Here is a 15,045-nt window from a genome sequence, read left to right as displayed (position 1 = left end):
TCCTTATTTTGCCGGTGCCGCGAAGCCGGGCTCGCCCGGACCGGGTGGAATATCGGGGGCGCCGAACAGGATGCTTTGCGGTTGTTCGTTCAGGGTGCTCATGGTGGTTTTCAGGGCGCGCATCGACGAGCGCGCTTCACCGCTCAATTCGATCACTTGCGGCAGCACTTCCAGCGACACGCCACTGGCGACCGTCTCGACCGAGCGGCCCACGCGCGCCACCGTGCCGTTGACATTGTCGAGCATGCCGCCCGGCGCCTGCAGGTCGGTACCGAGTTTTTTCCAGGTGTGCGACAGCGCCGTCACGTTTTCGCCGGCATCCTTGATGGCGGCGATGCTCTTGCGCGTTTCGTCCGTCAATTGTGGCAGTTGCTGCAAGGTCGGCTGCAACTGCTTCGGTATTTCACCGAAAGCCTTGGCCGTCTTGCCCACTTCCGTGAAGGCGGCCAGCATGGCGGCCTGGTTGTCGGTGCTGAGCAAGCTGTTGACCTTGCTGGTGATCTGTTCGGCCTGGTCGAGGATGCGCTTGCCGCGTTTTTCCAGTTGATCGAGCAAGCCCGCGCGCAGCGGGATCAATGACGGCTTTTCCCTGGTCGTGCCCAGCAGTTTGGAGCCCACCTGTTCATCGTCGAGCTGGATATAGGCGATGCCCGTCACGCCCTGGTAGCCGAGGGTGGCAAAGGTGGTGTTGGTCACCGGCGTGTCGGGCGCGACGCTGATATGCACGAGGATTTGCCCGGCTTTTTGCGTATCGAAGTCGATCGCGTCGACCTTGCCCACTTCCAGGCCCCGGTAGCGCACGGCCGCCTGCGGATTGAGGCCCGGCACCGACAGGGTGGTGGCCAGCAAATAAGGCACGCGCTCGACGCGGTCGCGGTTGAACCAGACGCCGAACAAAATGGCGGCAACCAGCAGGGTGAGCGTGAAAAAGCCCGTCAGCAGGGCGTGCGATCTGTTTTCCATTAATTCTCCGCTTTCTTGTCAGTGCCGGGGCTGGAGCCCGGCGGCGCCTCGGCAGCCTGTTTTTCATCGAGGACGGCCAGCGCGCGCTTGCCGCGGTCGCCCAGGAAAAATTGTTTGATGAACGGGTGATCGACCGCGATGACTTCGCGCGTCGAGCCGAGCGCAATCACATGTTTTTCCGCCAGCACGGCGATGCGCGTGGACAGGGCGAACAGGGTGTCGAGGTCGTGCGTCACCATCACCACCGTCAGGCCCAGCTCGCGGTGCAGCGACTGGATCAGGGTGACGAAACTTTCGGACAGGTCCGGGTCCAGGCCGGCCGTGGGCTCGTCGAGAAATAATAGCTTCGGTTCCAGCGCCAGGGCGCGCGCCAGGGCCACGCGCTTGATCATGCCGCCCGACAGGTCCGACGGCATCTTCAAGGCATGTTCCGGCCCCAGCCCCACCATATTCATTTTCAGCAGCACCGCGTCGTAGATCAGCTCTTCGGGCAGCACGCGCAGTTCGCGCATCGGTTGCGCCACATTGTCGAATACGGTCAGCGCCGAATACAGCGCGCCTTGCTGGAACAGCATGCCCCAATGGTTGCGCAACAGTTGCAGATGGTCGCGGTCGGCCTTGTTGATGTCTTCGCCAAACACCTTGACGCAGCCGCGCGAGGGATGTTCCAGGCCCAGCATCTGGCGCAGCAGCACCGTCTTGCCGGTGCCGGAGCCGCCGACGATGGACAGGATTTCGCCGCGTTCGATTTCCAGGTTCAGGTCCTGGTGCACCACGGTGCGGCCGAACTTGGTCCACAGATTGCTGATCTCGACCACCGGCGTATCGCCGTGGAAGTCGAGCTTGCTCTCGCCATCGTTTTCCCTGAGGCCGCAGCTGGCGTTTGTTTCACTCATCAGTAGCCCACTCCATTGAAGACGATGGCAAACACGGCGTCGGCCAGGATCACCACCGTAATGGCGGTCACCACGGCGGTGGTGGTGCCGCGCCCCAGGCTTTCCGTATTGGCCTTGATGCGCAGGCCGAAGTGGCAGGACACCAGTGCGATCAGCATGCCGAATACCACGCCCTTGCCCAGGCCGATCATGTAGTTGGCCAGCGGCACGGCGTCCGGCAGCTTCTGGATAAAGTAGCGCGCCGACAAATTCAGTTCGACCTTGGCCGCCACCATGCCGCCGATCAGCGCGGCCGTATCGGTCCAGATCACCAGCAGCGGCATGCAAACGGCCAGTGCCAGCACTTTAGGCATGATCAGGCGGAAACCGTGTGAAATACCCATCACCAGCATGGCGTCGAGTTCTTCGGTCACGCGCATCACGCCCAGCTGGGCCGTGATTGACGAGCCCGAGCGGCCGGCCACCAGTATCGCCGCCAGCAGCGGCCCCAGTTCGCGGATCACGCTCATGCCCAGCAGATTGACCAGGTAGATGTCGCCGCCAAAGGCGCGCAACTGCTGCGCCGACAGGTAAGACAGCACCACGCCGATCAAAAAGCCGACCAGCGCCGTGATGCCCAGCGCCTGGAAGCCGGCATGGAAGATATTGGCGGAAATTTCGCGCCACGGCCCGCGCAGCGGGTGGCGGGCAAAGCGGCCCACGTCCTGGGTGACCTGGCCGACCAGGGCGATAAAGCCCTTCAGATGCTCGAAAAACACCAGAATCGCCATGCCCAGCTTCATCACGGGCGTCAAGCGGTTTGCGCGCGACTGCGCCGTTTTCAACGGCCCGGTCTCTTCGATACGCTTGAAAAATTCTTCCTGGCCTGGCGCCAGCGTCAGTTTGGCCGGGCGCTGCTTGCCCCAGGCATTCCAGAACAACTGGGCGCCGATATGGTCCATGCTGTCGATGTTTGATAAATCCCAGCGGACACTGGCGTCATCCTTGAGCGGCTGGAGCTGGGCGTTGATGGCCTTGATCGCATTGTCCTGCGCCAGCGCGTGGACCTGCCAGGTGCCGCTGGCGGCGACCACGGTTCCCTGCCGGGAGTCGGCCTGGTCCAGCTTCAGTTGGGGCGATTGTAGAGTGGGCATCACGCCAGTTTAAGGGAGAATGGCCCTGACCGCCACAGATGTTCCATTCTGGCGGCCCTGCTATGTGGGCTGGCGCGCTCTAGGAGGCCAAATGGCGGGCCTGGCGCTGTGGCAGGGTGGCCAGGGGCGGTACTTTTGGATGTTCGGCAGGGCTGGCGTGATGTGCCGCTTTCGCGCCGCCCGCATAGTCGCTGGCGACCAGGGCGTTGGCCTGCTCGGCGGTGAGGCCGCGCGTTTGCAGCCACTGCGCCACCAGCTTGGCCAGCTTTTCCATGGCGATGCGGTGGGTGGCGTCGGTATTGGCGTACAGCCAGTTCGAAAAATCCATGAAGTTCTCGAACGGCGCCTCGCCCAGCATCCATTGCACCGTATTGGCAAAGCGGCCCGAGTTGGCCACCAGGTCCCAGTAGCGGGCAAAGCGCACCAGGCGCTGCATGCTCATGAAGTCGAGGTGCTTGTTGGCCAGGATGGTGTAGGGCGGATGCGGGTCGAACACCATGCCGAAGTTTTCCGTGTGGCGGATGATGGGCGTGCCGCGCAGGCGCTTCAAAATGCCGAACTGGATTTCATGCGGCTTTAACGCCACCAGCTTGTTGAAGCCGGCCGCAAAACTGGCTTCATCCTCGCCTGGCAGGCCGGCGATCAGGTCGACGTGCAAATGGGCGTTCGATTCTTCACACAGCCAGCGGATATTGTCGGCCGCCTTCTGATTGTCCTGCCGGCGGCTGACCAGCGCCTGCACTTCCGGATTGAAGCTCTGGATGCCGATCTCGAACTGCAGCGCGCCCGGCGGAAACTTGCTGATGCCCTCTTTCAGCGCGTCGGGCAGGTGATCGGGCACCAGCTCGAAGTGGGCGTAGACCGGATCGTCCGGGTTCGCCTCGATTTTATCGAGAAAAAACTGCATGATCTTCAGGCTGGTCTTGATATTGAGGTTGAACGTGCGGTCGACGAACTTGAACAGCCGCGCGCCGCGCGCATGCAGGGCCTCCATCTCGGCCAAAAAATTGTCGAGCGCGAACGGCCAGGCCGTCTTGTCCAGCGCGGAAAGACAAAACTCGCACTTGAACGGGCAGCCGCGCGACGCTTCCACATACAGGGTGCGGTGTTTGATGTCGTCGTCTGTATACAGCGAATACGGCGTTTGCAGTTCGGCCAGCGGCGCCTGCACACCGGCGTGGATCTTCATGAGGGGCTTGGGGCCGTTGAGGATCTCGCCGCACAGCTTGGGGAAGGTGACGTCGCCCCAGCCCGTGATCAGATAGTCGGCCAGTTTGACGATTTCCTGCTCGCCCGCCTCGTGCGACACTTCCGGCCCGCCCAGCACGATGATGACTTCGGGCGCCACCCGCTTGAGCATGGCGACCAGCTTCGTGGTTTCTTCGACGTTCCAGATATACACGCCAAAACCGATGATGCGCGGCTTGTTGACAAGGATGCGTTCGACCAGTTCCGTGGTTTTCGCGCCAATCACGAATTCCTGCAGCCGGGTCTGCGCCTGCAGCGGCCCCATGTTGGCCAGCAGGTAGCGCAAACCCAGCGAGGCGTGGGTGTAGCGGGCGTTCAGGGTGGAGAGCAGGATGGTCATGGCGGCGATGGAAACGGCGAAACCGCTATTTTACGCTGTCGTGTCAGCGGTGCGCTGCGCCCGCAAACGTCATGTTACCATTTGTCAATAATTACCAACTTGGCAATGCTACGGCAAAGTAACAAGGGGATACACGGTGCTGGCAAAAAAAGGTTTCAATAAAAAAGTCCTGTTCGGCGCACTTGCCGGCGTGGCGGTGGTGGCGGCCGCGCTGGTCGGCTATCGCGTGTTTGGCTGGGGTGCGATGGGACCGGTCAACAGCCTCAAGCTTGACTTGTCGCGGCCCGATGCACTGGTGCGCACCAACAGCCTGTCGACCCTGCCGCGCGACCTGCTGACGGTGCCGCTGGCGCGCGACGTGCTGCGCGAGGAGTTCCTGTTCTATTACGAGCAAAGCGAAGACCGGCTGGGCCTCAAGGGCAGCCTGCGTCGCATCGCCTATGAACATCAACTGGGGTGGGGCGACCAGCTGCTGCGCATGGTGCTGGACCAGCCGGCCGAAGTGGCCCTGTGGCGCGACGCCGACGGCTCGCTCAAGCACTTTGCGATTGCCGTCTCGCGCAAGCAGTTGACCCGCATCCTGGAAGAAGCGGCCAAGGTGGCTCTCAAGGATACGCAGATGAGCGTGGCCGGCAGCCTGCGCGTCGATGGCGACAGCGTGCCCGTCTACGCGCTCAATTACGCCTGGCAGCGCACTTTGCTGTTTGCCGCACACGGCCAGCGCCTGGTGATTTTGTCCCATCCCGGCATGCTGTATGGCGGCGCAGACCACAAGGACGGCGACGGCACGGCCGAGAAGACCGTGGTCAGCCTGCTGGGCAAGGATGCGGACAAGCAGAACGTGTTTCATCCGCAATTTCATCTCGACAATGCCGCGCCCGAAGGCCACAGCATCGCCGTCAAGGCGGACTTCCTGTCGTTTGGCTACCAGCCGTTCTTTGGCGCCTTGGAGGCGCTGCGTTTCGATTTTCAACACGGCGCCTGGCAGTCAAAAGTACTGCTCAATGGCGACAAGCTGAAAAACGGCGGCAAGGATGGCTATGACAGCAGCGCCCTGTGGCCGGTGCTGCCGCACAATCCGAGCGCCTGCTTCAGCGTGCCGGTGGACTGGTCCGCGCTGCAGCCGGTATTGAAACGCCTGGGCAGCAAGACCACCGAACCGGTGGCGCCGCTGGCGGAGCATCTGCAAGGCCCGGCCGCCGCCTGCTGGTATGGCAATTCACGGCTGCATACGCCCGTGTTTGTCGCCACCCGCAAGCCCCAGGCGGGCGATGATGCCGCAGTTGTCAATATCTATGGCAGCCTGTTCGAGGCGGCCATCGGCGGCAAGGACCCGGTGCGCAAGAGCACCGGCAAGGACGGCGCGGGTGAGTTCGTGCGCTGGGAACGCACGATTGCCACGGCGCTCGGGCCAACCACGGCGGCGCTGGCCGTGGCCGGCAATACCGTCGTTTTCTCGGCCGATGGCAAGCTGGTCGACCAGGTGCTGGCGGTGCGCCGCAAGCAGGCGGCAGCGGCCAGCGACCTGCTGCCCGATGGCGCGCACACGGTTGGCCTGATCGCGCCCGCCTCGCTGGCCAGATTGATCCAGTTTGAAGCTTTTGACACCCTGCCGGCCAATAACGAGCCGGTCTTGCGCGCGGCTGCCAACGAACACCTGGTGCCGCGCCTGGACGCGCTGAAAAAATACCCGCCGCTGCGCATGGTGCTCAAGCGCCAGCCGGCCAGCGGCACAGGCATGGTATGGGAAGCGCTGGAATGGCAGGAGGCGGCGCGATGACGCAGTTACATGGTCGACGTGCCTGCCTGCGGGTGATGGCCGCTTGCGCCGCCACGGCGAGCTCGCCCCGGGCCTGGGCCCTGCGCGAACTCGCCGAGCCGCAAGTGCAGCTGTCGCAGGCGCAAAGCCGCGCCTTCCAGGCCTGGATGCTGCGCATCGTCAACGCGCAGATCGAACGGGGGCCGTCGCCGCGCTGGACGCACCGCGATTGCGCCGGCCTGGTGCGCTTTGCCGTCAATGAAGCGCTCACCGTACACGATGCAAAATGGCTGCATGCGAACGGCATCGCCAGCGACCGGCGCCTGCCGCCCGAGCTGGAGCTGACTGCGGCGCAGGCGGCTTTGCGCAACCGCTGGGTGCAAACGGGCGGCAGCGTCGGCCACTTTGTCACGGCGCTGGCGCTGGTGCAGCACAACAGCCGCTTTATCGCCCGCGAAATCAGCCAGGCCCTGCCCGGCGACCTGCTGTTTTTCGACCAGGGCGACGAACAACACCTGATGGTCTGGATGGGGGCGCGCATCGCCTACCACACCGGCACGGTCAGCCCCGACGACAATGGTCTGCGGACCGTCGATATCCAACAACTCACGACCTGGAAGGACACCCGGTGGCAACCTGTGCCCAACAATCCGAATTTCGTCGGAGTGTTCCGGCTGGCGTTCCTGTCATGAAGCCGATTTCCATCATGAAGATGCTCTTTGCCGGCCTGCTGGCGTTACTCATGCTGGGCAGCGCTTCGGCGCAGGAACGCGAACCGAGCAACTACGCGCCCTTCAAGGGCGAACCGTTCTTCCTGCTGTCGGACGCCAGCTACGGCAGTGTCGATGAAGCGCGCGTGCGCCTGGAAGTGCCGGGCCGCGACATGGGGCGCATGAACCTGGAAGCGTATTCGGGGGCCGATATCGTCGTCTACCGCGTGCCCGAACCGATGGAGTTCTTGAAAAAGCAGCGCAATCTGCACCGCATCGAGGTCGAGGGCAATTACCAGGGCGAAGGCCTGGCCAATACCCTGAGCTTTTTGTGGGACAGCTGGTGGAAGCAGTCGCGCCTGGCCTGGCGCAAGCTGTTTTCGGGCGAGGCGCGCCTGGCCGTCACGAAAGAACAGCCGCAGCTGGCGACCAACGACGCGATCCGCCGCCGCACCGTGTTCGCCAACCATCCGCAATATAAACCGATCAAGGGCATGGAGCTGGTCGACAGCTTCCGCTATCCGCTGTGGCAGGCCAAGGCCATCGAGCCGCCCAAAGGCGTGAAACTCGACGGCTCCAGCAGCGAATTTATCGTTGCCGGTGCCGGCAATGTGATGATCCCGCTGGGCAAACGCAAGCCGGGCCTGTACCTGATCGAAGCGATCATCGGCGAGCACCGCGCCACCACGCTGGTGTTTGTGTCCGACACGGTGGCGGTGACCAAGGTGTCGTCCGGCCAGATGCTGGTCTGGACCGCGCGGCGCGACACCAGCGCCGCCGTGGCCGGCGCCAATGTGGCGTGGACCGATGGCACCGGCGTGCTGCAGTCTGCGGTCACTGGCGCGGACGGCGTCGCCTCGCTCGAGCGCGGCAGCCCCGAACACACGTATGTGCTGGGCCAGGACCGCGCCGGCGGCGTGTTCGTGTCCGAGAATTTTTACTATGACAGCGAGATCTACAACACCAAGATCTATGCCGTCACCGACCGGCCCCTGTACCGCCCGGGCGACGAGGTCAACGTCAAGTTTCTGGGCCGCGAATTTACCTCCGCGCGCAATTCGCAAGCTGCCGCAGGTGCGCCGCTGAGCCTCACCGTACTCAATCCCAACGGCACGCCGCTGCTGACGCAAACGCTGCAGCTGTCTGGCGACACGGGTGCCGACACGCGCTTCCGCCTGCCTGCCGAAGCGACGGCCGGCGGCTATGAGCTGCGCTTCAACTACAAGGACGGCGTGTATGGCGCGGCCTTCCGCGTGGCCGACTATGTCAAGCCGCACTTTGAAATCAATGTCCAGCCGGCGAAACCGGAATTCAAGACGGGCGAAGCGGTCAAGGGCAGTATCGCGCTGCGCTACCCGGACGGTAAACCAGTGAAAAACGCGAAGATGACCCTGTCGCTGCGCAGCCAGCAAAACACCATGGTCGAGGGCGAGCTGCGTTACAGCGGCCTGTTTCCGGTGGCTTTGAAAACCGAGGAAGTGACCAGCGACGGCAGCGGCAATGTGGATTTTGCGCTGCCGCCGGCCACCGATCCGTCGCGCTACATCTTGACCGTGCTGGCCACCGATGGCGCGGCCTACCGCGTCAAGGCGACGCGCGAACTGATGATCGAACGCTCGACCAGCAGCTATCAGCTGAAGGCGGCGCGCCAGTTTTCCGACCCGGGACAAAACGTGCATTTCGACCTGCTGGCCGATGGCCAGGGCGCGGCCAAACCGGTGCGCTGGGAGATGGTGCAGCTGGAAAAACAGAGCAAGACCGAAGGCGCTTTCGACCCCGCCGCCAAGGGCTGGGACGTGACATTCCCGGCCTCGGGCTCGTATCAGCTGACCCTGCGCGACGAGCGCGGCAACCTGCTGGCCGCTGCCAGTCACTGGGTCTCGGGCGACGGCGTGCAGGCCACGCCGGGCAGCATCGAGATCGTGCTTGACCGCGCCCGCTATCGTCCCGGCGACACTGCCGAGGCCCTGATAACGTTTTCCGACAAGGTCGACCAGGCGCTGTTCACGCTGGAGCGCGACAAGGTGGAACATTATGGCCTGATGGCAGGCGGCGCCGACTGGTACAAGGCGCAGCGCGTGGCGCCGCGCCAGTGGCGCGTGCGCATTCCCGTGAAAGAAGAGCATGGCCCGAACATGACGTTCTCGGTGGCCTACACGCGCAATGGCGACTTCGTGTTCGAAAATGCCGGTCTGCAGGTGATCGAGCCGCGCATCGCGCTGCAGTTCAAGGCTGACAAGGAGGTCTACCAGCCGGGCGAAAAAGTCACGCTCGATGTGAAGGCGACGCTGGACGGCAAGCCCTTGAGCACCATGGTGGCGCTGGGCGTGGTCGATGAAATGATCTATGTGCTGCAGCCTGAAATCGCCCCCGACATCGGCGACTTTTTTTATCATCCGCGCCGCAACAATGTGCGTACCACGGCCAGCCTGTCGTTCATCAGCTACGACATGGCGCAGGGGCGCACTGCCGGCGCGCCGGCACGCCACAATTACAACGAGCGCGGCGTCAAGGTGCTCGAGCGCCCGCGCCGCGACAATATCGATACCGCCTACTGGGCGCCGTCGCTGAAGACCGACGCCAATGGCAATGCGCGCGTGAGCTTCACCATGCCCGACGCGCTGACGCGCTGGAGGATTACCGGCCGCGCGATGGACGAGCAGGGCCGCGTGGGCCAGCGCACCGGCTATCTGCGTTCCGATAAAAACTTCTATGCCAAGTGGACCGCGCCGGACTGGATGCGCGCCGGCGACGCCCCGCGCGCTTCGGTGGCCGTGTTCAACCAGACCGGCAAGGAGCAGGCGCTGGAGGTTACGCTATCGGGTGGCACGCAGCCGAAAACGGAAAAACTGTCGGCCAGGCCCGGTGTCAACTACGTCGAATTCCCGCTTTCAGCCGGCACTGCAGGCAGTGGTCCGCTGCGCCTGGAAGTGAAACAGAACGGCAAGCTGGTCGACGCGCTCGATACCTCCATGCAGACGCTGCCTGCCGCCTGGAGCAGCCCGCGCTCGCTGGTGCTGCCACTCGATGGTACAAGCGGCGAGCTGGCGCTCAAGCTGCCGGCGGACGCGCGCAATATCCGCGTCTCGTTCGCGCAAGGGGCGGCCAGCCAGTTTGCGCGCATCGCCGACGACCTGATCGACTATCCGTATGGCTGCGTCGAGCAGACGGCCAGCCGTTTGATTCCGCTGGCGCTGGCCACGCAAAGCCTGGGGCCGGACGCCGGCGCGCCGTATGAACGCTTGCAGGCGACCTTGACCGCGCAGCGCTTGCGCCTGGTCTCGATGGCCGGCCCGAAAGCCGTCTTCGGCTGGTGGGGCAACGCCACTGCCGGCAATGCGCTGATGACGGCCTACGCCTATTACGCCGACTGGTACGCTTCGCGCGCGCTGCGCATCGAGCTGCCGGCCGAGCATTGGAACAAGCTGCTGGCCGTCTACAGCGAAAGCGGCTTGAAGGACCCGATGGGCGAGCGCGCGCTGGTGCTGTGGATGGCGCACGAAATGGGCCTGCCCACGCAGACGCTGGTCTCGGGCCTGGTCGACGACAGCGCGATGGCCACCCTGGGCGGCAAGCCGCGCCAGCCTGGCGACAGCGGCAGCCTGCTGCTGGGCGGCGCGCTTGACCGCGAGGCGCAGGCGATGAGCTTTGGCCTGGTGGCGATGGTGGCCGGCCAGAATGGCGTCGCCTTGCCGCACTCGCTGCAGCTGCAAGTGGCCAGCTCCTGGCAGGTGCTGAGTGTATCGAAAGCGCCGGTGGCGCAGGCCCTGCTGATACTGGCCGGCGAAGTGCCGCCGGCCCAGGCCGAGGCCGTGCTGGCCAGCGTGCGCGCCGAGATGCCGACCCTGGACCGCGCGATGACCTTGCTGTGGGTGCAGAAGAAACTGGGCGGCCCGGCTTTCGGCAAGGGGCCGGCCGTGGCGCTGGAAGGCACATGGCAAAAACGTGACAGCCGCAGCGGCCAGCCGGTGTGGCGCTGGACGGACACCAAGGCAGTACCGGATCGCCTGCGCATCGGTGCCGCTGGTGCGCCGGCCGGCACGCTGGCCGTGGTGCAGTACGACAGCCACGCCGTCGAAGCGCAGACGTTGCCGGTCACCGTCGAGCGGCGCATCCTGCGCATGAAGGCGGGCAAGGGCGGTTACACGACGGAGCTGGTCAAGCCGGGCGAGACCATCAGCACCGACGCGCTGTACCTCGATGAAATCACCTTGACAGCGGCGGCGGGCACGAAAAACCGCTTTGGCTTGCTGGAAGTGGCGCTGCCGCCAGGCGCCATGGTCGAGTCGACCACCTGGGGCATGGTCATGGCCGGTGACAAGCCGGCCGCGCTGGAACGCGCGCGCCACACCGAGCGCCGCGACGGCTATGCGGTGCCGATCGAGCCTTTGGACGGCGAGGTGACGGTGCGCCATCTGATCCGCTTTGGGCAGAAAGGCAATTATGTACTGCCGCCGGCGCGCTTTTACCGCATGTACCAGCCGGAGCAGAAAGCCTTCGAGGGCGGCGGCAAGACCATGCGCGCGCTGAGAATCGAGTGATGGGCTGCGCACGTCCAGCGTTGATGTTGGCCACGCTGCTGGCTACGCCTGCCTGGTCGGCCTCATTGGACGTGGCCTGGTGGCGCGACGGCAAGATCGAGGTGCGCCAGTTGCGCCAGGGTGGCGCGCCGCCGCCGTTTGACGGCGCGCGGCAAGTGCCGCTGGCCAGCCTGTGGAAGCTGTTCGTGTATGTCTACGCGAGCGACAACAAGGTGGCGATGCCAGACTACCGCTGCGGCGGCCGCGATCCTGAAGAGGCGTATTGCTGCGATGCCGGCCAGAGCGTCGACCACGACGCCGCGCTGGCGCAGTCCTGCGGCCTGTTCTTTTCGCCCAAGCGCCTGATGATCATGGCGGCGCCGTGGCGCAAATACTGGACCGCCCGCTTGGGCGGCGCGCCGGCGGGCGACTTTGCCTGGCTGGCTGATCCCGCGCAGCTGGCGCCAAAGCGCACCGTGCGCCTGGATAGCCTGCTGCGCGCGCTGGCCAGCATCCCGGCCGCCAGCCGCCAGGACGCCGAAGCGGCGCTGCTGCGCGTGGTGCTCGATGGGCGCGCGGGGCGCGGCACCGGTACTGCCCGCTGGTTCGGCAGCCAGTTGCGCGTCAAGACGTATTCCTGGCACGAGCAGAAAAAGGGCGGGGGGGACGAGCGGATCGGCGGCGCGGCCGGCTGGCTGGCCGACGGCACGCCGATCTGGTTTGGCGGCGCCGGTGGCAGCAGCAATGTGTTCGAACAGTGGGCGCCAAAACTGGCCGCCAGCTTGCCGCCGGTCGGCGCGGCCGACGATGGTGGCTGCGTGGTGGTCGATTACTTCCAGCGCTATCCGATTCGCGCCGTGCGCGGTGAGCGCGGTATTGCCACACCCGGCCCGCTCAATGGCCGCTATCACGTGCGCTTTGACAATGGCCAGAACCTGGCCTTGCGCAGCAACGGCGAACTGATGCTGGTACAAGAGAAGGGCGGCCGTCCGCAATTGCGCGGCCGCTTCGGCGTCAATGAATATGTGGCGCGCGTGCTCGACCGCGAAGCCAATGCCGGCGAGCCGGAAGCGGCCAAGGCTTTGGCGATCGCCGCGCGCACCTATCTGCAGCAGAACGCGGTGACCGTGGCCGGCTGCCAGCAGATCGCCGACAGCAGCGCCACCCAGCGCGTCAGTCCCAGCCCCGCCACGCCGGCGGCGCTGGCGATTGCGCGCTGGACCGATCAATTGATCGTCGATGGCGTGACCGTGCGCTATCACAGCACCACGCCGTCCGAAGGCACCATGGCCTGGAGCGAGGCAGTACGGCAGGCAAAACAGGGCAAGCACTATGATCAATTGCTGGCGGCGGCCTATCCGGGCGGCGCGCTGAGCACCTTTGGCAATGCCGGCGCGCGCTGCCAGCGCCTGGCGCAAAATGAGGACTGGCTGGCGCGGTCCATGCCACGCTGGCGGCGCGTGCTGCTGCGCGAGGCCGGCTACGAGGCGCCATCGCAGGCGCCGCTGGTGTGCGCCTTGCAGAACGGCGCGCCGTATTCGGAGCAGTCGCGCAACCGCATCTACATGCGGCCCTTGGCCACGCGCGAAGACCGCATCACCCTGGCCCATGAATACCTGCACCTGGGCTTGCGCAACCATCCGCGCGGCCAGGATGAAGAATACGTTGAGCAGTTGGCGCGCCGGCTGGTCGATCTGAACCTGGAGGCGATATGAATGTATTCTTCCCGCTCGCGGGCGCAGTCGTGCTGGTACTGGCCGGATCTGGTGCGCAGGCCGCCGACAAGAGCATGAGTACGCCCATTGGCGGCTGGAACCGCGCGGGATTGACCGACAAGTCCGATGAACTGGCGGTCAACTATCCGTATTCGCTGATCGATCGTGGCGCGCAGAGCGGCCGGCGCATGATACGCGGCGAGCTTGAAAAGGCGGGCAAGGAACGCGGCGTCCACAAGCTGGTGGTCAATGGCAATCCGACGCCGCTGTACACGGACGATGAGGGCCGCTATGCGCGCGCCTATTCCTTCGGCTCTGGCTCGAACAGCATCGAGATCCGCTCGCCCGACGGCAAGCTGGTCAAGCGCGTGCAGTTTTATGAAGCGGACCGCAGCCGCCCGCAGCCCATGATCCGCATTATCGCCGCCTGGGACGACAGCCAGGCCGAGGTCGACCTGCATGTAGTCACGCCCGATGGCCAGCATGCGTTCTGGTCGCATCCGGCCCTCTCCAACGGCGGCGGGCTCGACGCCGATACGGTGGACGGCCCGGGGCCGGAAAATTTCATGATGACCTCGTCCATGCACGGGCTGTACCAGGTGTGGATCAATTACTGGGGCAATTTCAGCGGCGACGGCTATCACTTCGACGAGAAGACGCGCCAGCGGCCCGTCATTACCAGCCGCATTACGCTGGTATTCAACGAAAACACGGCGCGCGAGCGGCGCGAGGAGTTTGTCGTGCCCTTGCGCGGTATCGGCGAGCTGACGCTGGTCAAGACTTTCAAGTATTGAGATGATGAAGACACTGCTGATTCCCTTGTTGTTGCTGCCACTGTGGGCCCAGGCCCAGGTCACCATCGACGCGCCCAGGAGCGGCTGGCGCAATTCGGCCGGTGCGCAAGAGGACTATACGCAAGCGGTCAATTACCCGGCCGCCTCGGTCAACCTGCAACCGGGCCAGGCCGAAACGGCGCAGATACGGGGCCGCATCGCCGGCGCCGTCAAGGGCAAACCCGCCACTCTGGTGGTCAACGGCGTGGCCATGCCGATGGAAGTGGGCGAGGACGGCAGCTACGCCCGGCCCTATGGTTTCGGCAGCGGCTCGAACAGCGTGGAAGTGCGCTCGCCCGACGGCAAGAGCCGCGCACGCACGCAGTTTGTCGATAGCTACCAGGGCAAGACCCAGGCGCGCTTGCGCATGGTGCTGTCGTGGGACAGCGCCGGCACCGACCTCGATCTGCATGTGATCACGCCCGACGGCGGCCACGCCTGGTATGGCAACCGCGTGTTGAAGGATGGCGGCGCGCTGGACGTGGACGTGACCACTGGCTACGGCCCGGAGATCTTCTCCAGCACCGCGCCCGTGAAGGGCAACTATCACGTCTATGTCAATTACTACGGCAGCGGCCAGAACACCGCCGTGCTGACGGTGGCCAGATTGTCGATCATTACCAACGAGGGAACGCCGCGCGAAAAGCTGCAGAGCTTCCAGGTACCGATGCGGGCCGCCGGCGAGCTGACGCTGGTGAAATCTTTCGTCCTCCCATAAATGGCTCTTGCGCAGCTGCATTTGCTTGGCTATAATTCGCCCCTCGCTGAACTATGCATGCAAATGCTGAGTAAGGTAGGGAAAGTTTTTAAGCGCAATGCGCTGAAAAACGGGGTTGACAAAATGGCCGAAATGCTTCATACTCTTCCTTCTTCGCAGCTGACAAACACAACGCTTTGTCGATAGCGCGAAACGTAACACCGAATACCG

The 15,045-nt window shown here is 64.5% G+C and carries 10 protein-coding genes; 6 read left to right on the top strand and 4 right to left on the bottom strand.

Translation table 11 applies throughout. The annotated features are described in order from the left end of the window. Positions 1-3: 3 nt before the first annotated feature. From CD932_RS09165 to CD932_RS09150, 4 genes are all read right to left on the bottom strand, one after another. Complete coding sequence (locus CD932_RS09165; RefSeq protein ID WP_094442366.1) at positions 4-963, bottom strand: MlaD family protein; 960 nt, start codon at positions 961-963, stop codon at positions 4-6. After that, positions 963-1,859: an ABC transporter ATP-binding protein gene (locus CD932_RS09160; protein ID WP_094442365.1), complete on the bottom strand. Its 897-nt coding sequence runs from the start codon at positions 1,857-1,859 to the stop codon at positions 963-965. Before CD932_RS09160 ends, CD932_RS09165 begins: the two co-directional genes overlap by 1 nt. Next, entirely contained in the window at positions 1,859-2,992 is a 1,134-nt protein-coding gene (locus CD932_RS09155; protein ID WP_094442364.1) for an ABC transporter permease, read from the bottom strand. The genes CD932_RS09160 and CD932_RS09155 overlap by 1 nt, the downstream gene beginning before the upstream one ends. A gap of 79 nt (positions 2,993-3,071) precedes the next feature. Next, positions 3,072-4,580, bottom strand: a complete 1,509-nt coding sequence (locus CD932_RS09150; RefSeq protein WP_094442363.1) for a B12-binding domain-containing radical SAM protein — start codon at positions 4,578-4,580, stop codon at positions 3,072-3,074. 136 nt (positions 4,581-4,716) lie between these two features. Between CD932_RS09150 and CD932_RS09145 the strand changes: the two genes are divergently transcribed. From CD932_RS09145 to CD932_RS09120, 6 genes are read left to right on the top strand one after another with little or no spacing between them, the layout of a single operon-like run. Further along, positions 4,717-6,360 (top strand): DUF2138 family protein, encoded by a 1,644-nt coding sequence (locus CD932_RS09145; RefSeq protein WP_094442362.1) that lies wholly within the window; start codon positions 4,717-4,719, stop codon positions 6,358-6,360. Then, positions 6,357-7,031: a DUF1175 domain-containing protein gene (locus CD932_RS09140; RefSeq protein ID WP_254926535.1), complete on the top strand. Its 675-nt coding sequence runs from the start codon at positions 6,357-6,359 to the stop codon at positions 7,029-7,031. The genes CD932_RS09145 and CD932_RS09140 overlap by 4 nt, the downstream gene beginning before the upstream one ends. Continuing rightward, complete coding sequence (locus tag CD932_RS09135; RefSeq protein WP_217907246.1) at positions 7,028-11,590, top strand: alpha-2-macroglobulin; 4,563 nt, start codon at positions 7,028-7,030, stop codon at positions 11,588-11,590. The genes CD932_RS09140 and CD932_RS09135 overlap by 4 nt, the downstream gene beginning before the upstream one ends. Before the next feature lie 23 nt (positions 11,591-11,613). After that, complete coding sequence (locus CD932_RS09130; RefSeq protein ID WP_176460918.1) at positions 11,614-13,284, top strand: DUF2300 domain-containing protein; 1,671 nt, start codon at positions 11,614-11,616, stop codon at positions 13,282-13,284. Next, positions 13,281-14,078 (top strand): YfaP family protein, encoded by a 798-nt coding sequence (locus tag CD932_RS09125; protein WP_094442359.1) that lies wholly within the window; start codon positions 13,281-13,283, stop codon positions 14,076-14,078. Before CD932_RS09130 ends, CD932_RS09125 begins: the two co-directional genes overlap by 4 nt. A gap of 1 nt (position 14,079) precedes the next feature. Further along, positions 14,080-14,835 carry a DUF2135 domain-containing protein gene (locus CD932_RS09120; RefSeq protein WP_094442358.1) on the top strand — a complete coding sequence of 252 codons (756 nt, stop codon included), beginning with the start codon at positions 14,080-14,082 and terminating at the stop codon, positions 14,833-14,835. Positions 14,836-15,045: the final 210 nt, after the last annotated feature.

Origin of the sequence: Janthinobacterium sp. PC23-8, assembly GCF_002250505.1 — a bacterium.
Classification (GTDB): Bacteria; Pseudomonadota; Gammaproteobacteria; order Burkholderiales; family Burkholderiaceae_D; genus Janthinobacterium.
The sequence above is the reverse complement of the archived record's forward strand: the minus strand, read 5'-3'. Positions and strand labels throughout refer to the sequence as shown.